This is a genomic window from Streptococcus cristatus (assembly GCF_008369405.1).
GTDB lineage: Bacteria > Bacillota > Bacilli > Lactobacillales > Streptococcaceae > Streptococcus > Streptococcus cristatus_G.
The window spans coordinates 44,659-68,817 of record NZ_VSJJ01000010.1 but is presented as its reverse complement, the minus strand read 5'-3'; the positions used below and the strand labels follow the sequence as shown (position 1 = coordinate 68,817).

The 24,159-nt window shown below is 42.8% G+C and carries 23 protein-coding genes; 21 read left to right on the top strand and 2 right to left on the bottom strand.

Features of this window, described 5'->3' with window-relative positions; translation table 11 throughout:
- Positions 1–190: 190 nt before the first annotated feature.
- The 7 genes from purD (at position 191) to purB (ending at position 6,474) form a co-directional block, all read left to right on the top strand.
- Positions 191–1,453, top strand: coding sequence for a phosphoribosylamine--glycine ligase (gene purD, locus FXF62_RS09220; RefSeq protein ID WP_149518501.1), 1,263 nt, complete (start codon positions 191–193; stop codon positions 1,451–1,453).
- Between the two features lie 205 nt (positions 1,454–1,658).
- Entirely contained in the window at positions 1,659–2,147 is a 489-nt protein-coding gene (gene purE / locus FXF62_RS09215) for a 5-(carboxyamino)imidazole ribonucleotide mutase (RefSeq protein WP_149518500.1), read from the top strand.
- On the top strand, positions 2,134–3,213 hold the full coding sequence (gene purK, locus FXF62_RS09210) for a 5-(carboxyamino)imidazole ribonucleotide synthase (RefSeq protein ID WP_149518499.1): 1,080 nt from the start codon (positions 2,134–2,136) through the stop codon (positions 3,211–3,213). Before purE ends, purK begins: the two co-directional genes overlap by 14 nt.
- A gap of 121 nt (positions 3,214–3,334) precedes the next feature.
- Entirely contained in the window at positions 3,335–3,601 is a 267-nt protein-coding gene (locus tag FXF62_RS09205; RefSeq protein WP_149518498.1) for a hypothetical protein, read from the top strand.
- Positions 3,602–3,620: 19 nt separating this feature from the next.
- Complete coding sequence (locus tag FXF62_RS09200; RefSeq protein WP_149518497.1) at positions 3,621–3,848, top strand: phosphoribosylaminoimidazole carboxylase; 228 nt, start codon at positions 3,621–3,623, stop codon at positions 3,846–3,848.
- A gap of 24 nt (positions 3,849–3,872) precedes the next feature.
- Positions 3,873–5,039, top strand: a complete 1,167-nt coding sequence (locus FXF62_RS09195; RefSeq protein WP_149518496.1) for a hypothetical protein — start codon at positions 3,873–3,875, stop codon at positions 5,037–5,039.
- A 139-nt stretch (positions 5,040–5,178) separates the two neighbouring features.
- Complete coding sequence (purB, locus tag FXF62_RS09190; protein ID WP_149518495.1) at positions 5,179–6,474, top strand: adenylosuccinate lyase; 1,296 nt, start codon at positions 5,179–5,181, stop codon at positions 6,472–6,474.
- A 425-nt stretch (positions 6,475–6,899) separates the two neighbouring features.
- Here the strand turns inward: purB and FXF62_RS09180 are convergent, their stop codons facing one another.
- On the bottom strand, positions 6,900–7,616 hold the full coding sequence (locus FXF62_RS09180) for a GntR family transcriptional regulator (RefSeq protein ID WP_005591344.1): 717 nt from the start codon (positions 7,614–7,616) through the stop codon (positions 6,900–6,902).
- Between the two features lie 140 nt (positions 7,617–7,756).
- Here FXF62_RS09180 and FXF62_RS09175 point away from each other — a divergent pair, with 140 nt between their 5' ends.
- The 7 genes from FXF62_RS09175 (at position 7,757) to FXF62_RS09140 (ending at position 14,791) form a co-directional block, all read left to right on the top strand.
- Entirely contained in the window at positions 7,757–9,544 is a 1,788-nt protein-coding gene (locus tag FXF62_RS09175) for a glycoside hydrolase family 35 protein (protein WP_149518494.1), read from the top strand.
- Entirely contained in the window at positions 9,541–10,017 is a 477-nt protein-coding gene (locus FXF62_RS09170; protein ID WP_149518493.1) for a PTS system mannose/fructose/N-acetylgalactosamine-transporter subunit IIB, read from the top strand. The genes FXF62_RS09175 and FXF62_RS09170 overlap by 4 nt, the downstream gene beginning before the upstream one ends.
- Before the next feature lie 26 nt (positions 10,018–10,043).
- Entirely contained in the window at positions 10,044–10,958 is a 915-nt protein-coding gene (locus FXF62_RS09165; protein WP_015604193.1) for a PTS mannose/fructose/sorbose/N-acetylgalactosamine transporter subunit IIC, read from the top strand.
- Positions 10,945–11,763, top strand: a complete 819-nt coding sequence (locus FXF62_RS09160; protein WP_149518492.1) for a PTS system mannose/fructose/sorbose family transporter subunit IID — start codon at positions 10,945–10,947, stop codon at positions 11,761–11,763. The genes FXF62_RS09165 and FXF62_RS09160 overlap by 14 nt, the downstream gene beginning before the upstream one ends.
- 11 nt (positions 11,764–11,774) lie before the next feature.
- Positions 11,775–12,179, top strand: a complete 405-nt coding sequence (locus FXF62_RS09155; protein ID WP_149518491.1) for a PTS sugar transporter subunit IIA — start codon at positions 11,775–11,777, stop codon at positions 12,177–12,179.
- Positions 12,180–12,286: 107 nt separating this feature from the next.
- Entirely contained in the window at positions 12,287–13,450 is a 1,164-nt protein-coding gene (locus FXF62_RS09150; RefSeq protein ID WP_149518490.1) for an SIS domain-containing protein, read from the top strand.
- A gap of 303 nt (positions 13,451–13,753) precedes the next feature.
- Positions 13,754–14,791, top strand: coding sequence for an aldose epimerase family protein (locus FXF62_RS09140; RefSeq protein WP_149518489.1), 1,038 nt, complete (start codon positions 13,754–13,756; stop codon positions 14,789–14,791).
- Between the two features lie 100 nt (positions 14,792–14,891).
- Here FXF62_RS09140 and FXF62_RS09135 read toward each other — a convergent pair whose 3' ends face one another.
- Complete coding sequence (locus FXF62_RS09135) at positions 14,892–15,155, bottom strand: YiaA/YiaB family inner membrane protein (protein ID WP_179856134.1); 264 nt, start codon at positions 15,153–15,155, stop codon at positions 14,892–14,894.
- Positions 15,156–15,503: 348 nt separating this feature from the next.
- Between FXF62_RS09135 and ruvB the strand changes: the two genes are divergently transcribed.
- The 7 genes from ruvB to FXF62_RS09100 all read left to right on the top strand — a co-directional run bounded on the left by ruvB (position 15,504) and on the right by FXF62_RS09100 (position 24,059).
- A complete protein-coding gene (gene ruvB / locus FXF62_RS09130) occupies positions 15,504–16,502 on the top strand; it encodes a Holliday junction branch migration DNA helicase RuvB (RefSeq protein ID WP_149518488.1) in 999 nt (332 codons plus the stop codon).
- Positions 16,503–16,511: 9 nt separating this feature from the next.
- A complete protein-coding gene (locus FXF62_RS09125) occupies positions 16,512–17,087 on the top strand; it encodes a nucleotidyltransferase family protein (RefSeq protein ID WP_149518487.1) in 576 nt (191 codons plus the stop codon).
- Positions 17,088–17,261: 174 nt separating this feature from the next.
- Complete coding sequence (locus tag FXF62_RS09120; RefSeq protein WP_149518486.1) at positions 17,262–17,684, top strand: low molecular weight protein-tyrosine-phosphatase; 423 nt, start codon at positions 17,262–17,264, stop codon at positions 17,682–17,684.
- A 3-nt stretch (positions 17,685–17,687) separates the two neighbouring features.
- Positions 17,688–18,101, top strand: a complete 414-nt coding sequence (locus FXF62_RS09115) for an MORN repeat-containing protein (protein WP_149518485.1) — start codon at positions 17,688–17,690, stop codon at positions 18,099–18,101.
- On the top strand, positions 18,091–19,905 hold the full coding sequence (locus FXF62_RS09110; protein WP_149518484.1) for an acyltransferase family protein: 1,815 nt from the start codon (positions 18,091–18,093) through the stop codon (positions 19,903–19,905). The genes FXF62_RS09115 and FXF62_RS09110 overlap by 11 nt, the downstream gene beginning before the upstream one ends.
- A 277-nt stretch (positions 19,906–20,182) precedes the next feature.
- A complete protein-coding gene (adhE, locus tag FXF62_RS09105; protein ID WP_149518509.1) occupies positions 20,183–22,834 on the top strand; it encodes a bifunctional acetaldehyde-CoA/alcohol dehydrogenase in 2,652 nt (883 codons plus the stop codon).
- 226 nt (positions 22,835–23,060) lie between these two features.
- Complete coding sequence (locus FXF62_RS09100) at positions 23,061–24,059, top strand: acetylxylan esterase (protein ID WP_149518483.1); 999 nt, start codon at positions 23,061–23,063, stop codon at positions 24,057–24,059.
- The last annotated feature ends 100 nt before the right edge of the window (positions 24,060–24,159 follow it).

Below are 24,159 nucleotides of genomic sequence, written 5' to 3'. Positions count from 1 at the left end.
TTATTTGTCAGAGATGGATATCCCTAACAAAAGTAGATTATTTCTCTTCTTTTCCTGCTTATCATGGAATAAAGCGAACGATTGTGATATAATTTAGATAAATAATTCGTAAAAAATATAGTGATTTTTACGTGATGTGTTAGTTTGGTGCGCAAGCACCTGTGATGATGAACGTTGAGGTATTTTAGCTATGAAGCTTTTAGTCGTTGGTTCGGGTGGTCGTGAACATGCGATTGCTAAGAAGTTGCTTGAGTCAAAAGACGTTGAAAAAGTCTTTGTTGCTCCTGGGAATGATGGGATGACTCTGGATGGGCTGGAGTTAGTAAACATCTCTATTTCCGAACATTCTAAGTTAATAGAGTTTGCAAAGGAAAATGACATTGCTTGGTCTTTTATCGGGCCAGATGATGCCCTTGCTGCTGGGATTGTTGATGATTTTAACCAAGCTGGGCTCAAGGCTTTCGGCCCATCTCGTTTAGCTGCGGAGCTGGAGTGGTCCAAGGATTTTGCCAAGGAAATCATGGTTAAATACGGTGTGCCGACAGCAGCCTATGGCACATTTTCCGACTTTGAGGAGGCTAAGGCCTATATCGAGAGGCAGGGTGCTCCTATCGTCGTCAAGGCGGACGGCCTAGCTCTAGGCAAGGGCGTGGTCGTTGCTGAGACAGTTGAGCAGGCAGTCGAAGCAGCTCACGATATGCTTCTGGACAATAAATTTGGCGATTCGGGTGCGCGGGTAGTTGTAGAGGAATTCCTTGACGGGGAGGAGTTTTCTCTCTTTGCCTTTGTCAATGGTGACAAGTTTTACATCATGCCTACAGCTCAGGACCACAAACGTGCCTATGATGGCGACAAGGGTCCTAATACTGGTGGGATGGGTGCCTATGCGCCAGTCCCTCACTTACCACAGAGTGTGGTTGACACAGCGGTTGACACTATTATCAAGCCAGTCCTTGAGGGCATGATCAAAGAAGGTCGCCCTTATCTGGGCGTGCTCTACGCAGGCTTGATTTTGACAGCTGATGGACCTAAAGTCATCGAGTTCAACGCTCGCTTTGGAGATCCTGAAACTCAGATTATCCTGCCTAGATTGACCTCTGACTTTGCGCAAAATATCACGGATATTCTTGATGGCAAGGAGCCAAACATCACGTGGACGGACAAGGGTGTGACTCTGGGTGTGGTTGTCGCATCTAATGGCTACCCGCTAGACTATGAAAAAGGTGTCAAGTTGCCAGCCAAAACCGACGGCGATATCATCACCTACTATGCAGGGGCTAAGTTTGCGGAAAATGGCAGAGCACTGCTGTCAAATGGCGGCCGTGTCTATATGCTGGTCACCACAGCAGACACCGTCAAAGAAGCCCAAGAAACCATCTACCAAGAACTATCCCAACAAAAAACAGAGGGCCTCTTCTACCGAACGGATATAGGAAGCAAGGCAAACAAATAAGAGTGTAAAAGCGACGCAGTCGCCAAATACGATAATGGTCGCAATAAAAAACTGTATGAAAGGAGTATTCAGTTAGTCTTCCTAACTGAACACGGGACTAAATCCCTAGGAAAAAAGATAAAACTGCCTAGACGTAACGTCGTCGTTAGTTTTCCTATTTTTCTACGGGATTTTTCGCAAGCGAATCGTCCCTTTGTATCTTAATATGAAACCAATTATTTCCATCATCATGGGCTCCAAATCCGACTGGGCTACCATGCAAAAAACAGCTGAAATTTTAGATCGCTTCGGTGTAGCCTACGAAAAGAAAGTCGTCTCTGCCCACCGTACACCCGACCTCATGTTTCAACATGCGGAAGAAGCTCGCAGTCGTGGTATCAAGGTCATCATCGCAGGTGCTGGTGGTGCCGCCCATTTGCCAGGTATGGTAGCGGCTAAAACCACCCTGCCTGTCATCGGCGTACCGGTCAAATCACGCGCGCTCAGTGGTCTGGACTCTCTTTATTCGATTGTGCAGATGCCGGGCGGTGTACCTGTGGCAACTATGGCTATTGGGGAAGCAGGAGCGACAAATGCGGCTCTGACTGCTCTTCGGATCTTGGCCATTGAAGACCAAGACCTGGCAGTAGCGCTAGCAGATTTTGCTGAAGAACAAGGAAAAATCGCTGAGGAGTCTAGCAATGAGCTCATCTAAAACAATCGGAATTATCGGCGGCGGTCAGCTGGGTCAGATGATGGCTATTTCTGCTATCTACATGGGTCATAAGGTCATCGCGCTGGATCCTGCGGCGGATTGCCCAGCCTCTCGCGTGGCGGAAATCATCATCGCGCCTTATAATGACGTAGACGCCCTGAGTCAGCTGGCTGAGCGTTGCGATGTCCTCACTTATGAGTTTGAAAATGTCGATGCGGACGGTTTGGATGCTGTTACCAAGGATGGTCAGCTCCCTCAAGGAACGGACCTGCTCCGCATTTCTCAAAATCGGATCTTTGAAAAGGACTTTCTCTCAAACAAGGCCCAAGTCACCGTGGCACCCTACAAGGTCGTGACTTCTAGCCAAGATTTAGCAGATATTGACCTGTCGAAAAACTATGTTCTCAAGACTGCGACAGGTGGCTACGATGGACATGGGCAAAAGGTTATTCGCTCGGCAGAAGACTTGGAGGAAGCCTGTACACTAGCTGATTCAGCAGCCTGTGTCTTGGAAGAATTCGTCCACTTTGACCTTGAAATTTCTGTCATCGTGTCCGGAAATGGCAAGGATGTAACAGTTTTCCCAGTTCAGGAAAATATCCACCGCAACAACATCCTGTCTAAAACCATTGTGCCTGCTCGCATTTCAGAAAGTCTAGCTGACAAGGCTAAAGCTATGGCAGTGCGAATCGCTGAACAGTTGAACCTGTCTGGAACCCTTTGTGTGGAAATGTTTGCGACAGCTGATGATATCATTGTCAATGAGATTGCCCCCCGCCCTCACAACTCTGGTCACTATTCGATTGAAGCCTGCGACTTCTCCCAGTTTGATACCCACATTTTAGGTGTTCTGGGAGCACCATTGCCAGCTATCCATCTGCATGCGCCAGCCGTTATGCTCAATGTTCTCGGCCAGCATGTCGAGACCGCTGAACAATATGTGACAGAAAATCCAAGCGCCCACCTCCACATGTATGGTAAAATAGAAGCGAAGCACAACCGCAAGATGGGACATGTGACTTTGTTTAGTGATGCGCCGGATAGTGTGGTTGAATTTGGGGAGTAAGACAGGACCCCAGTTATAAGGTCCGTTGTCTTACCCCTGCAAAGTTGACTAGGCTTGTCGTAGCTGATAAAGTCAGCAAGAGAAGTCAGTCAACTACTGCTAGAAGGGATTGATTTTTAAAATGATAGAAGAATTTGATGATGTATTTGAAGATGATATTACTACTCTGACATTTACTTATGCGGATGATGTAGTCATTCCAGAAATTCCGGATGCAGAAGGTATTCATATTGTAGAGATAAGAAATAATCAGCTAGTTATAGAGCATACGCGCGATGATGATGAGGTCTATGATTATATAGAGAGTTTTGGATTAACAAGTCGCCCTATAAAACTTTCGATTGAATTTTGTGTTTACGAAGATTCTGAGGAAGAAGAAAATTTTTAGAATTTAATGGAGAAAATCTATGATTCAAATCATCGTTAATGCTTTTGTTGAAAAGGATAAGGCTGGAGCTGTTGTAGAAGTCTTGTATGCTAGTAGCAATCACGAAAAAGTGAAAGCCAAATATGAAGAGCTAGTTGCTCAATACCCCGAAAACTATTTAGCAATTTATGATTTGCCGACGGAAACGGACTTGAATACACTAGATCACTATCCATCTGTTTGGATTGGGAAAGAAGAGTTTGAGTGAGAAGTAAAATTTTAGAGGATACATATGAAATTTGAGGTGGAATTATTAACTAAAAATATTAGTATAACTAAACTTGGTGAACTATTTCTTAGTTCGGAAATAATAGATGTTATTTCCGACAACATAGATAAATTAGTTAAGAAGAATAATTTATCTAAATATAAATGTTCTTTTGAAGGTAATGACTTTACCGTAATTACACAACAAATACCGAGTGGGATAGTCAAAATTTCACTTATTTATGAGTATAGTAAGGATAAATTTAATTCAGCAAAAAAGTTTGGGCGTCTATTTTCAAAGTTCACTGAATTTCTAGGAAAAAATCACTTAAAATATTCAGTTCTATCTAATAATCTATCCACTTATTTTTCACAAAGGCTCTATCCTAAATTTCAAAGATATGAATCGATTTTACGAAAAATTTTTGTATTAGCTTTGTCTCCATTGGAAGATGAAAATATTATAGAAATTATTAAGAAAGAGACTAATAATAGAATAGATTTATCAAAAATTCATACAATGCAATATATTGAAAATCTACAAATGGCTGAACTTCATACTTTAATCTTCGAATTAAATTTAAATCAAATTAATAGCTTATCAATTCATTTTAAAAATTTTGAAAATAAAAGTAATCACGATCTGAAAAAATTGATAAACACTGCGCTACCAATTACTGTTTGGGAAAGACATTTTGTGCGTTTTACCAATAATGAGGGGAAAGATATACTTAAAAACAACTATGATAAAATTAGAGAGTATAGAAATGATGTTATGCACTTTCACATGATATCTTACAAACGTTACCAAAAAATAGATTCGTTGTTATCGGATGTGAGTATGGAATTAGAAATACTTGAGAATAATATGCTTCAGAAGTGGGATTTTGAAGCAACTAGAAAACTTGTCAATGATATTTCCAATCAAGAACTTTTAGTTGATTTAGTAAAAATAGTATCAGAAGGGATTAAACCAGCAATGGATAGTTTTTACGCTAACAATGTTAATCTTAATGTTGGATTAAAATCCATGGTAGCAGCATTCAATAAGATTCAAGTGCCTAAAATAGATTCTAGGGTATTAAAGTCGATTCAAGGGATATCTGATACTATTGGACATCTAGATTTACCAAATACTCCTAATGAATTAAATAGTGAAGAAGAGGATGAGGAATACTCCTGTCAATTTTAGAACACCAAATTCTCTAAGATTACAAATAAATATAAGAAAATAAAAGAATAAAAAGTTAAGAAAAGAGAGTTTCTGAAAATTAAGTTCAGGATAAAAGCATTTTGCCTCTTGATAAAATAAAAAGAAAGGAAAATTAAACATGATTGAAAGATATAGCCGCCCCGAAATGGCGAACATTTGGACTGAGGAAAACAAGTACAAGGCTTGGCTGGAGGTGGAAATCTTGGCTGATGAGGCCTGGGCTGAGTTGGGTGAGATTCCCAAGGAAGATGTGGCCTTGATTCGTGAGAAGGCTGGCTTTGACATTGATCGCATCTTGGAGATTGAGCAGGAGACGCGCCACGATGTGGTGGCTTTCACGCGGGCGGTTTCTGAGACGCTGGGTGAGGAGCGCAAGTGGGTGCACTATGGCCTGACCTCGACCGATGTGGTGGATACTGCCTACGGCTACCTCTACAAGCAGGCCAATGACATCATCCGTGAGGATCTGCGTCGCTTCACTGACATCATTGCGGAGCGGGCGCGGGAGCACAAGTTCACCATCATGATGGGACGGACCCACGGGGTGCATGCGGAGCCGACGACTTTCGGTCTCAAGCTTGCGACCTGGTACAGCGAAATGAAGCGAAATATCGAGCGTTTCGAGCATGCAGCTACTGGTGTGGAAGCTGGGAAAATTTCTGGTGCGGTTGGGAACTTTGCCAACATTCCGCCATTTGTGGAAAGCTATGTCTGTGAGAAATTAGGCATCCGTCCGCAGGAGATTTCGACCCAAGTCTTGCCGCGTGACCTCCACGCTGAATATTTCTCTGCTTTGGCCTTGATTGCGACGTCTATTGAGCGTATGGCGACGGAAATCCGTGGTCTGCAAAAGTCTGAGCAGCGCGAAGTCGAAGAGTTCTTTGCCAAGGGGCAAAAAGGTTCTTCAGCAATGCCTCACAAACGCAACCCTATCGGTTCTGAAAACATGACAGGTCTTGCACGTGTCATCCGTGGTCACATGGTGACAGCTTATGAAAACGTGGCTCTCTGGCACGAACGTGACATCTCTCACTCATCAGCAGAGCGGATTATCACGCCAGATACAACCATCTTGATTGACTATATGCTCAACCGTTTTGGAAATATCGTTAAGAACCTAACCGTCTTTCCAGAAAACATGATCCGCAACATGAACTCAACTTTCGGTCTTATCTTTAGCCAACGTGCGATGTTGACCTTGATTGAAAAAGGCATGACGCGTGAGCAGGCTTATGACTTGGTACAGCCAAAGACTGCCCAGTCTTGGGACAATCAAGTAGACTTCAAACCGCTCCTCGAAGCAGATCCAGAAGTAACATCACGCCTCACTCAAGAAGAAATTGATGAAATCTTCAACCCGACTTACTATACCAAGCGCGTGGATGAAATCTTCAAGCGTCTAGGCTTAGATTAAACAAAAAAAGATGAGAGTGGGACAGAAATCGGTAATTCGTTAGAATTCGATTTCGTCGTCCCACCTCCGCACAGTTGAGTAGGGCTGTAAAAGCTGATGAAATCAGCGTAGTAGAGCCCACTCAACCACTGCGTCTTGCTCGACAATCCAAAGACAATTGAGAGGCTGGGACTTCTGTCCCACTCTCATTTTTATTATTCTCGAATGTATTATAAAAGTTTCGTTTTTGTTGGTTTTCAGTCCTAGAATACTTAAAAAATATACGAAATTAAAAAATTCTGTTTATTTTCTGTCATTTTTTGATTTTTATTGAACAAAAATCGTTCAAATGCCTTGCAAATTGGTATAGATAGGTTTATAATAATGATAGGCTAGTTGGTCAGGAAATGAAAAACGACAGCTCATGAGAACCATCGTTTTTCAGATTAATGATCGCGACTAGAAGAAATAAATTTAATTTTAAAGAAATCGCCACGCTTGTAGGTTTCGCTGTACTCTAGGATTTGTCCAGTATTTTCCAGTTTTGTGATCTTGACTTGATGCACAGTTGGGAAGTTTGGATCGATTTCTAAAGTCTTGGCAATGTCTTTTGGCGTTGGAAAGACGATTTCGTTGGTTTCTTCGAAATACTCATCATTCATGTGGATGTGATAATCCGTCTTGAAGCGATTGTAGATCGAGCTGTAGTAGTCCAAATCTGGATAGTTTGGATTGATGTACTGTTCAGGAATGTAGGTTTGGTGATAGATATAGACTTTATCGCCTGTCCTTCTGATACGGTCAATCTTGTAGTAGAACTGGGACGGAGTTAGTTCTAGTTTTTCCAAGATCCTCAATTCATTTCCACGTTCGATAGACAGAACAGTCACCTTATCCTTTTGGATAGGGAAAGTTTCGATATCAGAGAATTCCACACGCTTGTGTTTTCTTGCGCGTGAAACAAAAGTTCCCTTCCCTTGCTGACGGATGATGTAGCCATCATTCGCAAGTTCGTTCAAAGCGCGGACAACGGTGATGGAACTAACGTTGAACATCTTGATTAATTCAGCTTCTGTGTAGAATCTATCACCGTTTTCAAAGTTACCAGAAATGATTTGTTGTTTCAAATCATCTTTGATTTGTTGATATTTAGGAATAGCCATTGTGCTCACCTCTCTTTTTTTATCCCTCTCTATATTGATTTTAACATATTTTTTAAAAAAATGTTGACATTTATGTAAAAGTTTATTATATTAATATTAATAAGAAATGAAAGCGTTTTAAATCTAGGAGGAATGGGGAGATGAAGAGATTTGAAATAGGCTCTTCTTTCTACTTGGATGGTCAAGAGTTTAAGATTTTGTCGGGAGCGATTCACTACTTTCGGATTCAGCCGGAAGACTGGTATCACTCACTCTACAATCTGAAAGCTCTAGGCTTCAATACAGTTGAGACCTATGTTCCTTGGAATATGCACGAGCCTAAAAAAGGAGAGTTTGATTTTCAGGGGATTTTAGATATTGAGAAGTTTCTTCAGACGGCTCAGGATTTAGGTTTATATGCCATCGTTCGCCCTTCGCCCTTTATCTGTGCGGAATGGGAATTTGGCGGAATACCAGCCTGGCTCTTGAATGAGGATATGAGAATCCGCTCTTCTGATGCCAGCTATCTCCAAGCTGTTGCAGACTACTATGATGAGTTGCTTCCTCGGTTGGTTCCAAGGCTCTTGGACAAGGGTGGGAATATCCTCATGATGCAAGTGGAAAATGAATATGGCTCTTACGGGGAGGATAAAGACTACCTGAGAGTGATTCGGCAGATGATGTTGGATCGAGGTCTTGATTGCCCGCTCTTTACATCGGATGGTCCTTGGCGGGCGACGCTGAAAGCTGGCACGCTGATTGAGGAAGATTTATTTGTTACAGGAAATTTCGGCTCCAAGGCAGATTATAATTTTGCCCAGATGCAGGAATTCTTTGATGAGCATGGCAAAAAATGGCCACTCATGTGTATGGAGTTTTGGGATGGTTGGTTTAATCGTTGGAAAGAGCCAATTATCAAAAGGGATCCTGAGGAACTGGCTCAAGCTGTCCATGAGGTTCTAAAACAAGGCTCTATCAACCTCTATATGTTTCATGGCGGTACCAATTTTGGTTTCATGAATGGCTGCTCGGCCAGAGGGGTGACGGATTTACCACAGGTGACTTCGTATGATTATGATGCCCTGCTCGATGAACAGGGAAATCCAACTCCGAAATATTTTGCAGTGCAAAAAATGATGGAGACCTACTACCCTGAGTACCTACAAATGAAACCGCTCACAAAAGAATCTTTTGAATTGAGAGACATTGCTCTGAGTGAGAAGGTGAGTTTGTTTGAGACATTGCCTGATTTGGCCCAGCCAGTGAAGAGTCTCTATCCTGTCAAAATGGAGGATTTGGGGCAGAACTATGGCTACTTGCTTTACCGTACAGAAGCCAGCTGGGATGCGGATGAGGAAAAAATTCGGGTGATTGACGGGCGAGACCGGATGCAGCTCTTTGTGGACGGCAAGCTTATGGCAACCCAGTATCAAGCAGAGATTGGTCAAGATATCTTTGTTGCTGGGGAAAAGAAAGCCACCCACTGTATTGATATCCTCATGGAAAACATGGGGCGGGTCAACTACGGGCATAAGTTCTTGGCAGATACACAGCGAAAAGGGATTCGGACGGGTGTTTGCAAGGATTTGCACTTCTTGCTGAATTGGCAGCAGTATCCACTTTCTTTTGAAAACACAGAAAACATCGATTTTTCAAAAGGATGGCAGCCCCAGCAGCCGGCTTTCTATGCTTTTGACTTCGAAATGAAAGCGCTTAAAGACACATATTTAGATTTGTCCGGTTTTGGGAAGGGCGTTGCCTTTGTAAATGGCGTCAATATCGGCCGTTTCTGGAATGTCGGACCAACCTTATCGCTTTATATTCCGCATAGCCTTCTGAAAGAAGGAAGTAACCGCATTATCATTTTTGAAACGGAAGGGGAATATAAAGAATGCATTCAATTAGTTAAACAACCTACATTTAAAACAATAAAGGGGGAAAATTTATGACAATAGTAGGTGCACGTATCGATGGACGTTTGATCCACGGACAGGTAGCCAATCTCTGGACTACCAAACTCAACATTTCGCGCATTATGGTGATTGATGATGAGGTAGCTGAAAATGCTATCGAAAAGAGCGGACTCAAGCTGGCAACACCGCCAGGAGTGAAGCTCAGCATTTTGCCAGTCGCTAAAGCAGCAGAAAACATCTTGGCGGGTAAGTATGACTCACAGCGACTCTTTATCGTCGCTCGCAAACCAGACCGTTTCCTTCGTTTGGTAGAAGCTGGTGTTCCACTGGAAACATTGAACGTCGGAAATATGTCTCAGTCAGACGAAACTCGTCCAATCACTCGCTCCATCAATGTGGTAGATGCAGATGTGGAAGCTTTCCACAAGCTGCATGAAAAAGGAGTGAAGCTGACAGCTCAGATGGTTCCAAATGATCCGATTGCGGATTTTATGAATTTGTTAAAATAAGGAAAAATTTTTAGGAGGTCATTGTCATGATACAATGGTGGCAAATTTTACTACTCACTCTGTACTCAGCTTATCAAATCTGTGATGAGTTGACGATCGTTTCTTCAGCAGGTTCCCCTGTATTTGCTGGATTTATCACGGGTCTCATTATGGGAGATATGGGTACAGGTCTTTTCATCGGTGCTTCTCTTCAATTGGTAGTACTCGGTGTTGGTACCTTCGGTGGTGCGTCTCGTATTGACGCTACTTCTGGTGCGGTTCTTGCAACTGCCTTCTCAGTAGCTCAAGGTCTTGATCCAGAGCTTGCTATTGCAACAATCGCTGTGCCGGTAGCAACTTTGTTGACATACTTTGATATTCTTGGTCGTATGACTACAACTTACTTCGCTCACCGTGTAGATGCTGCGATTGAACGCTTTGATTACAAAGGCATCGAACGCAACTATCTCCTTGGTGCGATTCCTTGGGCTCTTTCTCGCGCCCTCCCAGTTTTCTTTGCTCTTGCCTTTGGTGGAGCTTTTGTAGAAACTGTTGTTACAGGTCTTGCTAATGTACAATGGTTGGCAAACGGTCTGAAACTTGCAGGTCAAATGCTTCCAGGTCTTGGATTTGCAATCTTGCTTCGTTATCTTCCAGTTAAACGCAACCTTCACTACTTGGCACTTGGATTTGGCTTGACAGCTATGTTGACAGTGCTTTACAGTAATGTTCAAAGCCTTGGTGCTGCAGTCTCTAGCATTGTTGGTTCTGAAGTGTTCTCTAAACTTCCAAAAGAACAAGCTATTACTTTTGTTAACAACTTCAAGAGTGTATCTATGATTGGTATCGCCATCATCGGTGTCTTCCTTGCAGTACAACACTTCAAAAACAGCCAACGTACAGTCGTAGCTGCTCCAGTAACTGAATCAGAAAGCGGGGAAATTGAAGATGACGAATTCTAATTACAAACTAACAAAAGAAGATTTTAAACAGATTAACAAACGTAGCTTGTTTACCTTCCAATTGGGTTGGAACTATGAGCGTATGCAGGCTTCTGGTTACCTTTACATGATTTTGCCACAATTGCGTAAAATGTATGGAGACGGTACACCTGAACTGAAAGAAATGATGAAATTGCATACGCAATTCTTCAATACTTCACCGTTCTTCCACACCATTATCACTGGTTTCGACCTTGCTTTGGAAGAAAAAGATGGTGTGAAATCAAAAGATGCGGTCAATGGTATCAAGACAGGTCTCATGGGGCCATTCGCTCCTCTTGGAGACTCAATCTTTGGATCATTGATACCAGCTATTATGGGTTCAATCGCAGCAACTTTGGCGGTTGCGGGAAACCCAGCCGGTATCTTCCTATGGATTGCTGTTGCGGTTGCTTACGATATTTTCCGTTGGAAACAATTGGAATTTGCCTATAAAGAAGGGGTTAACCTCGTCAACAATATGCAAAGTACTTTGACAGCTTTGATTGATGCTGCATCCGTACTTGGTGTCTTCATGGTTGGTGCCCTGATTGCCAGCATGATTGGTGTTGAAGTTTCTTGGGCTCCACACATCGGGGACAAAGCGATTGAAATTCAAGATATGCTTAACCTCATCTTCCCACGTTTGGTACCAGCCATCATCACAGGTGTAATCTTCTGGTTGCTTGGACGTAAGGGTATGAACTCTACAAAAGCTATCTTGCTCATCATTCTTGCAGCGATTGCTTTCTCAGCGTTTGGTCACTTCTTCTTTGGAATGGCATAATGGTGTAAATTATGAGCAAACAATTAATTTTGATTAGTCATGGTCGCTTTTGTGAAGAGCTGAAAACAACGACTGAGATGATTATGGGACCTCAAGCGGATATTCATGCCGTTGCCTTGTTGCCAGAGGAGGGACCAGATGATTTCACAGCTAAGTTTTTAGATACGGTCAAGGATTTTGAAGACTATATTGTCTTTGCAGATCTTTTGGGAGGCACACCATGTAATGTAGTCAGTCGCCTTATTTTAGAAGGTAAGGACATTGACTTGTACGTCGGCATGAATCTGCCGATGGTGATTGAGTTTCTCAATGCTTCTCTGACAGGAGCTGATGTTGACTATCCGAAAAATGCAGTCGAAAATATCGTTAAAGTCAATGATATTTTAGCAGGCTTATCAGATGATGAGGATGAGTAGGACTGTTTTGTAAGGAAAAAAGAAATGAAGGGGAGTGGGGAATTTTCCCATTCCCTCTTTTAAAAGCAAATAACTAATATATCATTGTTTATTTTGAAAGGACTACCATGCTAGATTATTCAAAAGAGAAACTGGTTGAATTGGGCGCGGAAATCACCACGCGTGAAATCTACCAACAGCCAGATGTTTGGCAGACAGCTTTTAATACTTACAAGGCTCAAGCTGACCAAATCGCTGCTTTTCTAAAAGGTATCGAAGAAAAGCATGATTATATAAAAGTTATCTTTACAGGTGCAGGAACTTCAGCTTATGTAGGGGACACGCTGCTGCCATATTTCAGAAAGCTTTATGATGAGCGCAAATGGAATTTTAATTCGGTTGCGACGACCGATATTGTGGCGGGTCCTGAAGTGCATCTGCACAAGGAAATTCCAACGGTTCTCGTTTCTTTTGCCCGTAGTGGCAATTCGCCAGAAAGTGTTGCGACAGTGGACTTGGCCAAGCAGTTGGTTGATGAGCTTTATCAAGTGACCATTACCTGTGCTGCGGAGGGGAAACTAGCTCAGCAGGCACGTGGTGATGAGCGGAATCTCCTCTTATTGCAACCAGCTCCATCAAATGATGCTGGCTTTGCCATGACTTCCAGCTTCACCTCTATGATGTTGACAGCTCTTCTGGTTTTTGATCCAGCAGATTTGGCTCAAAAAGAAGCAAGAGTAGCTGAGTTGATTTCCTTGAGCCAAAAGGTTTTGGCCGATGTGGCTGATGTTCAAGTTTTGACAGAATTAGACTTTAATCGTGTCATCTACCTTGGAGCAGGGCCATTCTTTGGTCTGGCGCATGAAGCACAGCTGAAAATTTTGGAGTTGACTGCGGGGAAGGTTGCGACCATGTATGAGAGCCCAGTTGGCTTCCGCCATGGGCCAAAATCTCTGATTAACGAAGAGACGCTTGTGCTGGTATTTGGCTCGAGAGATGAGTACACCAAACGTTACGACTTGGATTTGGTGCGTGAAGTGGCAGGAGATCAGATTGCTCGCAAGGTGGTCTTCTTTACAGAGCGTAGAGAAGATTTGGAAAATGTGGAGCAAGTGGTTCTTGAAAGTGATATCTTGGAAGATAGCTATCGAGCCTTCCCTTACATCGTCTATGCTCAGCTCTTCTCTCTCTTGACTTCTTTGAAAGTAAAAAATCGACCAGATACACCGTCTCCTACAGGTACGGTCAATCGGGTCGTTCAGGGAGTTATCATCCACCCTTTCCAGCAGTAGAAAGCTGAATATGGAAAAGTCAAACGTTAGTCATGGGAAAGCTAGTTATTAAAAGGACTTTCAGATAAACAGGATGATATTCCCTCCTTGTCCCTTGACTAAGTCAAGAAAGAGAGTGGGACAGAAATCGGCAATTCGTTAGAATTCGATTTCGTCGTCCTACCTCCGCACAGTTGAGTAGGGCTGTAAAAGCTGATGAAATCAGCGTAGTAGAGCCCACTCGACCCCTGCGTCTTGCTCGAAAATCCAAAGACAATTGAGAGGCTAGGACTTTGTCCCAGACTCGAGACAGAGGGAGATTATATGAAATCTTATCAAGAATCTATTTTTGGGACTTTTAAAGGGCAGGATGTCTTAGCCTATACCTTTGAAAATTCTCTGGGCTATCGCTTCAAGGTCATGAACTATGGCGCAACGATTTTAGAATATCGGACGCCGGATAAAAATGGTGATTTTGCCAATATTGTTCTAGGATTTGAGCACTTTGATGATTATGTTGGCAATAGTCCTAAGCATGGTGCCAGCGTGGGACCAGTTGCGGGGCGGATTGCCAAGGCTACTTTTGAGCTGAATGGTCAGTCCTATCAGCTGGAAGTCAATAATGGTCAGAATTGCAACCACAGTGGTTCTACTGGCTGGGACAGTGTGATTTTCCAAACGGAGGAAGTTACAAACGAGGGAGTCACGTTTTACACAGAGCGCCCAGACGGGACGGGCGGCTTTCCAGGTAATTTGAAAATCTGGATTTCCTATTCCTTGTCGGAAAAAGGGGAGCTGGAGATTTCCTATCAAGTTCAGACAGACCAAGATAGTCTGGTCAATCCGACCAACCACAGCTATTTCAATCTGTCAGGTGATTTTAGTCAGCCGATTGATCAGCATGTCCTCCAGCTGCATACCAAAGGGGTTTATCCGATTGCTCCTGACGGTGTGCCAGCAAAAGAGACGGATGCGAATCGTGGCTTTGTCAAAGGCTTGCAAAAAGGTTTGGAGCTAAAAGAGATTTTTGCTGACCAAGACGAGCAAATTCAGGTCGTGTCAGGGCTGGATCATCCCTTTGCTCTCGATAAAGATCAGGAAGAGGCAGGATGTCTTTATGATGCGGCATCAGGTCGTTATCTGACTTTCCGCACAGATGCTCCTTGTGTCGTGACTTATTCGGCTAATTTTGTCGATGAATCAGTCATCTTAAATGGACGGCCAATGATTCAGCATAATGGTCTGGCACTGGAGGCACAAGCCTTGCCTGATGCGATTCATAGTGACTTGAAGGATCAGGTCATTCTCAAGGCAGGCCACATTTTCACCAGCACCACAGTTTACTTCGCAGGAGTGAAATAAACAGCAAACGTGCTTCATTTGAAGTGTATCTCACATGGCGATAGTAGCCTCAGATACAAGAAAACGGCAGATTCCCCCTCTGCCGTTTTTACTATTTATTTTATTGGTTGTCTAAGTCTTGTGGTTGGAAGAATTGATTGTAACGTTCTTCGTCTTCTTGGTTATCACGGATAACTTTTGCAAGAGTGAATGAAGAAGAAATCAGTCCGACAGAACCCATGAGATAGTATCCTTTAACCATCAAAGGCTCTTTCAAGGTATAGAGGCCGACGAGAACAAGAGTCACAAAGAAGGCGAATGAGCCCCAAGCCATAAACATAAAGGCTGGTGTATTCCGATAAGTTTTCTTTTTAAGGTTGTTCATATCTAAAATCTCCTTTTCGATTTTTTTCATTGTATCATGAGTTTTTGAGACAGTCAATGAAATAGAGGCTATTTTAATCAGACTGAACAATTCATATTAGTTTGTATCATCTTAGTAAGATGTTTAAAAGTATTTTATTTTTAAAAAATATTTTTTCTTTAAGCAAATTTTAAGATAAGGACGTTATACTAATACCATCAAATGAAGACCTCCTAACTTTATTTGATAGAAATCCTAAAACTTTTTCATAATAATCTCCCATAAAAGCCACCAAATTCGGTGGCTTTTTTTGTATTCAGAAACGGGTCGGATTGCTTCCTCTGCCCTATTTTTTGCTATAATAGTTCTATGAGTAGAATTTTAGATAATGAATTGATGGGGGATGAGGAGCTAGTAGAACGTACTCTTCGTCCTCAGTATTTACGAGAATATATCGGTCAGGACAAGGTCAAGGATCAGCTGAAGATTTTTATTGAAGCGGCTAAATTGCGGGATGAGGCCTTGGACCATGCCTTGCTTTTTGGCCCTCCGGGTCTGGGAAAGACGACCATGGCCTTTGTCATCGCCAATGAGCTCGGTGTGAATATCAAGCAGACTTCTGGTCCGGTCATTGAAAAGGCTGGTGATTTGGTGGCCATTCTTAATGATTTGGAGCCAGGCGATGTCCTCTTTATCGATGAGATTCACCGTTTGCCTATGGCAGTAGAGGAAGTGCTCTACAGCGCCATGGAGGACTTCTACATTGACATTATGATTGGGACTGGCGAGACCAGTCGCAGCGTCCATCTGGAATTGCCGCCTTTCACTCTGATTGGGGCGACCACTCGGGCAGGCATGCTGTCTAATCCTCTGCGGGCTCGTTTTGGGATTACTGGTCACATGGAGTATTATGAAGCTGGCGACTTGACTGAAATCGTTGAGCGAACGGCAGAGATTTTTGAGATGGATATTACCCACGAGGCTGCTAAGGAGCTGGCTTTGCGCAGCCGAGGTACACCGCGGATTGCCAACCGTCTGCTCAAGCGGGTGCGGGACTATGCACAGATTATGGGCAATGGCTTGATTGATGATAAGATAACCGATCAGGCCCTCTCCATGCTGGATGTGGACCAGGAAGGGTTGGACTACGTGGATCAGAAAATTTTACGAACCATGATTGAGGTCTACGGTGGCGGTCCGGTAGGACTGGGGACACTTTCAGTCAATATTGCTGAGGAGCGAGAAACAGTAGAGGACATGTATGAGCCTTACCTGATTCAGAAGGGTTTTGTCATGCGGACTCGGACTGGGCGCGTGGCGACTCGTAAAGCCTATGAGCATCTAGGATATGAGTATATGAAGGAATGATGAAAGATAATGATGAAAGAACAGGAGATTTTAGAGAGACTGGGTCAGGATCAGGCTATCCGAGAGATTTTAGAGATAATCCGCAGCCTAGAATTGAAGGATTCTTGGCTGGCTGCGGGCAGTGTTAGAAATTTTATCTGGAATATCTTGTCTGGCAAGCCGGGCTTTGATGCTGAAACGGATGTGGATGTCATATTCTTTGATCCAACTGTGTCTTATGAGAAAACTTTGCAGCTGGAGATGGAGCTGAGAAAAGCTTTTCCCGCTTATTCTTGGGAGCTGAAAAATCAAGTCTATATGCATATTCATAGCCCCAACAGCCAGCCTTATACTAGCTCGAAGGATGCCATGAGCAAGTATCCTGAGTGCTGCACGGCTATTGGTCTGCGATTGCTTGAAGATGACAAGCTAGAGCTCTTTGCTCCCTATGGTTTGGCAGATATTCGGGCATTTCAGGTGCGACCAACACCACATTTTTTGGCGGATGCGGAGCGAAAGAAGCTCTATATGGAAAGACTTAGCATGAAAAATTGGCAGGCTAAGTGGCCACAATTAAGTTTTGAAAGTCTTTCTGAAGAAAAGTAAAGTTGAATCTGGTGCAAGCTAGATTGAGTGGCTTACCGCCTAAATGACCTGCACTCTGAAACTCAGACACAAAAGCTAACGGCATAATTAGCGGTTTTTCAGAGTCCGCTTCCGCTGTCACAGAATAATCAAGAAAGCTCCGCAGTTTTCTTTTTATTCTGGTATAATAGATTCATGAAGAAAATTGTATTTGTTTGTTTAGGAAATATCTGCCGTAGTCCGATGGCAGAGTTTGTTATGAAAAGTCTGACCGATGACATACACATTGAGAGTCGAGCGACATCTAGTTGGGAGCATGGCAACCCTATACATCAGGGGACTCAGGCTATTTTTAAGAAACATGCGATTTCTTATGATAAGAGAAAAAGTTCTCAGCAGATTTCCTCGCAAGATTTTGCAGAATTTGACTATATCATCGGCATGGATGAAGCCAATGTTCGAGATTTGAAGAAAATGGCGCCAGTGGATTTTCAGGATAAAATCTACCAGTTTGCTGATCTCGGTGTGCCAGATCCTTGGTACACGGGCGATTTCGATGAGACTTATGAACTGGTTTTGGCTGGTTGCCACAAGTGGCTAGAACGCTTAAATGGGTGAAAAATGGATAAAATAAAAGAATTTTACGATAAATATAAAATCTATCTGACCCGTCAGAATCTAGAAATCCTAGCAGTGACTGTGATTGCCTTGTCAGCAATTTTAGTGTTTACCTCTAATATCCCTAGCAAGGGTGCGCTAACGCTAGATCAAGGTAAAATAAAATATGAAGGCAGTCTAGTTCACGGAAAGATGAACGGCGAAGGTACCCTGACTTTTAAAAATGGAGATAGTTATAAAGGACATTTCAAAAATGGGACTTTTGACGGCAAAGGGACTTTTACCTCCAAGGCTGGTTGGAAATATGAAGGTGAGTTTGCTAATGGTCAGGTCGATGGCAAAGGCAAGCTGACGACAGAAAGTAATGTCGTCTACGAAGGAAGGTTCAAGCAAGGAATTTATCAAAATGCGCATTAGATGGTTTTCACTGGTTCGGATTACTGGACTGGCCTTGGTGTTACTCTACCATTACTTTCAGGGAGTTTTTCCTGGAGGTTTTATTGGAGTGGACATCTTTTTCACTTTTTCAGGATTTTTGATTACTTCATTATTGATTGATGAGTTTACAAGAAGTCGGACGATTGATATTATGGGCTTTCTGAAACGGCGCTTTTATCGTATCGTTCCTCCGCTCGTTTTTATGATTTTGGTCATCATGCCCTTTACTTTATTGATCCGTCGGGACTTTGTAGCAGGTATCGGGACGCAGATTTCAGCTGCTCTTGGTTTTGTGACCAATTTTTATGAAATGATGTCGGGCGGCAGTTATGAAAGCCAGTTTGTGCCGCATTTGCTGGTTCACACTTGGAGTTTAGCACTGGAAGTGCATTACTATATCCTCTGGGGCTTGGCTGCTTGGGGAATTAGCAAGATTAGCAAGTCAGTTGCTCAATATCGGGGGCTGATTTCTCTGACTTCAGCTGCTCTGTTTCTGTTCAGTTTCTTGGCCATGTTTATCGGAGCCTTTTTCAGCAAGAATTACTCCAATATTTATTTCTCAAGTTTGACCCATGTCTTTCCTTTCTTTGCTGGGACAGTGCTAGCGACTTTCTCTGGAGTCGGAAATGTGGGCGTTCAGATGAAGAAACTGGAAGAAAAGGTAGAAATCAAGCAAGTCTTGATGGCTCTAGCTGGCAGTTTTGTTCTTCTTCTTTTGCTCAGTTTTATTTTGAAATTTGACAGCTTGTGGACTTATTTATTTGGTTTCTTGATTTCAACACTTCTGGCTTGTGTCATGATAGCAGCAACCCGCATCTTGCACGATAAATTGCCAAATATTAAGGAGCCTAGTCCTCTCAACTTTATTGCAGACACTAGCTATGGAGTTTACCTCTTCCATTGGCCTTTCTATATTATTTTTACTCAGTTGATGAGCAATGGCTGGGCTGTACTGTTGACAACAATTTTGAGTTTCAGCTTTGCAGCTCTCTCTTTCTATATTTTGGAGCCTACTCTGGCAGGACGACAGCCTAAGATCATGGGAACCGAGATGGATTTATCATCTATTACTAAGCCGGTCTTCTACAGTTTCATTCCACTGACATTTATCTTGCTTATTATCACTATCACAGCTCCGTCTGTTGGTGCCTTTGAGGAAAGCCTGATTGTCAATTCTTTGAACCAAGCCGATACGAAAATGCAGACAACTCGTAAGCACGCAGACCAGAAAACTGCGACAAATTATAACGTGGCAGAGGGAACGACTGTTATTGGTGATTCGGTCACTTTGCGCTCCGCTGAATGGATCCAAGAGGCTATACCTGACGCTCAAGTCGATGCAGTGGTTAGTCGTAATTTAGTGTCTGGTCTGGAATTTTTCAAGAACGATATTGCTAACCAAACACTGCTTCAAAATGTCGTCTTGGCATTGGGAACCAATCCGGTTGACAATTATGAAGAATTGCTGGATCAGTATATCGAGCTCTTACCAAAAGGCCATCGCTTGATTTTAGTCACGCCATATGATGGCCGAACAGCCAATGATCCAAGTAGTATTCCTGTTAAGATGCGACAATACGAACTTGAACTTGCTAAGAAATACGACTTTGTATATGTAGCAGACTGGTATCAGGTAGCGATTAATAATCCGCAGATTTGGATTGGAACAGACTATGTCCATTATGGGGCAGATTCAGAGTCTATGGCAGAGGGAGGTAAACTCTACTCTAACATGATAAAAGAAGCTTTGGCTGCCGCTTCAAATGGCAGTGTTAAGCTATAAAACTAGCTCGGTTATTTAGCCGGGCTAATTTTATAACAAAAAAGAAAACGCCAACACATTTTTAGAGAAAAGTATGTGAAATTTTTGAGAAAAAATAAAGGCTTTAGTAAAAAAGCCTGAAATATCAGTGTTTAAAAAATAATCCATAAAAAGTTTGTGAACTTTTGTTGAAAGTGTTTACAAATTTGTGGGAATAGAGTATAATTATATTGTGAAATAATTAACAAAGGTTAAAATCTTCATTTAACCTTTTGGCAGAAACCATTGGAGGACTATGATGGCTGATAAAAAAACGTTAACACCTGAGGAAAAACAACTCGCTGCTGAAAAGCATGTCGACGGGTTAGTGAAAAAAGCCTTGGTTGCGCTTGATGAAATGCGCAAGTTGAACCAAGAACAAGTTGACTATATCGTAGCGAAAGCTTCAGTTGCAGCTCTTGATGCACACGGTATCCTTGCACAACACGCGATTGAGGAAACTGGTCGTGGTGTATTTGAAGATAAGGCTACAAAAAACCTTTTTGCCTGTGAGCACGTTGTCAATAACATGCGTGGTGTTAAAACTGTCGGTGTTATCGAAGATGATCCAGTTACAGGCTTGACTAAAATTGCAGAACCTGTCGGTGTAGTCTGTGGTGTCACTCCAACAACAAACCCAACATCGACAGCTATTTTCAAATCATTGATTGCTTTGAAAACACGTAATCCAATCGTTTTCGCCTTCCACCCATCAGCTCAAGAATCTTCTGCTCACGCAGCACAAATCGTTCGTGATGCAGCTATCGCGGCTGGAGCACCTGAAAACTGTGTTCAATGGATTACAGAACCATCTATGGAAGCAACTGGAGCGCTTATGAACCACGAAGGTGTTGCGACTATCCTTGCAACTGGTGGTAATGCCATGGTTAAGGCTGCTTACTCATGTGGGAAACCAGCTCTTGGGGTAGGTGCCGGAAACGTTCCTGCTTATGTAGAAAAATCTGCAGACCTTCGTCAAGCAGCACATGACATTGTTATGTCTAAATCATTTGACAACGGTATGGTCTGTGCGTCAGAACAAGCTGTTATCATTGATAAAGAAGTGTATGACGAATTTGTAGAAGAATTCAAATCATATCACACTTATTTTGTAAACAAAAAAGAAAAAGCTCTTCTTGAAGAATTCTGCTTTGGCGCTAAAGCAAACAGCAAAAACTGTGCGGGTGCCAAGCTCAATGCAGATATTGTAGGTAAGCCAGCTACATGGATTGCAGAACAAGCGGGCTTTAAAGTACCAGAAGGTACAAACATCTTGGCTGCAGAATGTGCTGAAGTAGGTCCAAATGAGCCATTGACTCGCGAAAAACTTTCACCAGTTATTGCTGTCTTGAAAGCTGAAGATAGAGAAGACGGTCTTAAAAAAGCTCGCCAAATGGTTGAATTTAACGGACTTGGTCACTCAGCAGCTATCCATACAAAAGATGAAGAATTGGCTAAACGCTTTGGTACTGAAATCAAAGCTATGCGGATCATCTGGAACTCTCCATCTACTTTCGGTGGTATCGGGGACGTATATAATGCCTTCATTCCATCCTTGACACTTGGATGTGGTTCATACGGACGCAACTCAGTTGGTGATAACGTGAGCGCTATTAACCTTCTAAACATCAAGAAAGTAGGGAAACGTAGAAATAATATGCAATGGTTTAAAGTTCCTTCAAAAATTTACTTCGAGCGCAACTCTATCCAATACCTTCAAACATGTGAAGATATTGAACGCGTTATGATTGTTACTGACAAATCTATCGAAAAACTTGGCTTTGTTCAACGTGTTATCGACCAATTGAACGCACGTAGCAACCGTGTCACTATCCAAGTCTTCTCAGATGTTGAGCCAGATCCAGACATCACAACGGTAGAACGTGGTGCTGAAGTGATGAAAGCATTTGAACCAGATACAATCATCGCTCTTGGTGGTGGTTCTCCAATGGACGCGGCTAAAGTAATGTGGCTCTTCTACGAACAACCAGAAATCGACTTCCGTGACCTGGTTCAAAAATTCATGGATATCCGTAAACGTGCCTTCCGCTTCCCATCACTTGGTAAGAAAGCGAAATACATTGGGATTCCAACAACATCTGGTACAGGTTCAGAAGTAACACCATTTGCCGTTATCTCTGATAAGAAAAACAACCGCAAATACCCATTGGCTGACTACTCATTGACACCAACTATTGCGATTGTTGACCCTGCCTTGGTTGAATCAGTTCCAGACTTCATCGCTGCTGATACTGGTATGGACGTCTTGACTCACGCGACTGAAGCCTACACTTCAAACTTTGCTAACGACTACACAGACGGTATTGCGCTTCAAACCATCAAGCTTGTCTTTGAATGGTTGGAAAAATCTGTTAAGACAGCTGACCCAGAAGCACGTGAAAAAATGCATAATGCGTCTACAATGGCTGGTATGGCCTTTGCCAATGCCTTCCTTGGTATGAGCCACTCAATGGCCCACAAGATCGGTGGTGTTCACCATACTGTTCACGGACGTACAAACGCAATCTTGCTTCCATACGTCATCCGTTACAACGGTACTCGTCCATCTAAGACGACTACATGGCCTAAATACAACTACTGGAAAGCGGATGAGAAATTCCAAGACATCGCGAAAATGCTTGGTTTGCCTCACTCAACTCCAGAAGAAGCAGTTGAAGCATACGCTAAAGCTGTTTACGAACTTGGTGTTGCAGTAGGTATCAAGATGAACTTCAAAGACCAAGGAATCGATGAAAAAGCTTGGAAAGACAGCTTGCATGAAATCGCTCTTCTAGCTTATGAAGACCAATGTTCACCTGCAAATCCACGCTTGCCAATGGTAGCTGACATGGAAGAAATCATGGCAGATGCCTACTATGGTTACGGAGAACGTCCAGGACGCCGTAAATAATGTTTAACAATTCCCTCACTTAGTGGGGGATTTTTCTTTCATGAAAGGACGACTTTCTCAAAAAATGGGAAAAGATAGCACAGAAATCTTTTTTGAAACTAGTTTCAAAAAGAATCATAGCAAAAACAGAAACTAAATTCTTAATATTGTAAAGGATTGAAAAAGGTAAAGCGCTGTGCTATTATATCTGTAAGGGTTTACAAAAATAATGGTGTTGGAGGATGAGATGCGCAATCCAGATTTATTAGCAGAGGCAAAGGATTACAGAGGCAGGGATGAAGTTCCAGCGGATTTTGATGCTTTTTGGGATCGTCAGATTAGCAGTTTGAGCGGCTTGCCGGACTATCAGCTGATTGAAAAAGACTTTCAAATCGCTGGGGTGACCTGCTATGAGCTAGTTTTTGAGGGGACGAATCAGGGGCGGATCTATGCCCGTATGGTCCTGCCTAAATCGGGTAAAAAAGTTCCGGTTATCTTTCATTTCCACGGTTATATGGGGCGTGGCTGGGATTGGGCCGATATGCTAGCTTATACGGTTGCTGGCTATGGTGTTGTATCTATGGATGTACGCGGCCAGTCAGGCTATTCCTTGGATGGAGGGGCGCCTGTAAGGGGCAATACGGTCAAGGGACAGATTATTCGTGGGGCAGTGGATGGACCAGAGTGTCTCTTTTATAAGGATGTCTATCTAGATATCTACAGCTTGGTTGAGATTGTGGCGAGTTTGGACTTTGTGGACGAGGATCATCTATCCAGTTATGGGGCTTCTCAGGGCGGAGCCTTGGCTTTGGTGGCAGCGGCTCTCAATCCGCGCATTAAGCAGACAGTAGCTATCTATCCTTTCTTGTCAGATTTTCGGCGGGTGCTAGAGATTGGCAATACCAGCGAGGCCTATGATGAGCTCTTTCGGTATTTTAAATTTCACGATCCTTTCCATGAAACGGAGGATGAGATTATCCAGACCTTGTCCTACATCGATGTAAAAAATATGGCTCACCGCATTCAAGGTAAGGTGCGGATGATAACAGGACTGGCTGACGATGTTTGCTATCCGATTACCCAGTTTGCGATTTACAATCGGCTGGAGTGTGCTAAGGAGCACCATCTCACGCCAGAGTACGAGCATGAAGCCATGAATGTCTATGTCAATGATAGGGTCTTCAACTGGCTTTGCGGTTCAAAGATTGACCATCCTTCTTTGCTGGAAGCTTTTAAAGACTGGTAAAAATAGATAGTACTAAGAAAGAAACTAAGCCTGAGATTATGAGAATCTCAGGCTTTTTATGATAAATTATTCAACATCTATTGTAACTTTTTTGTTCAAA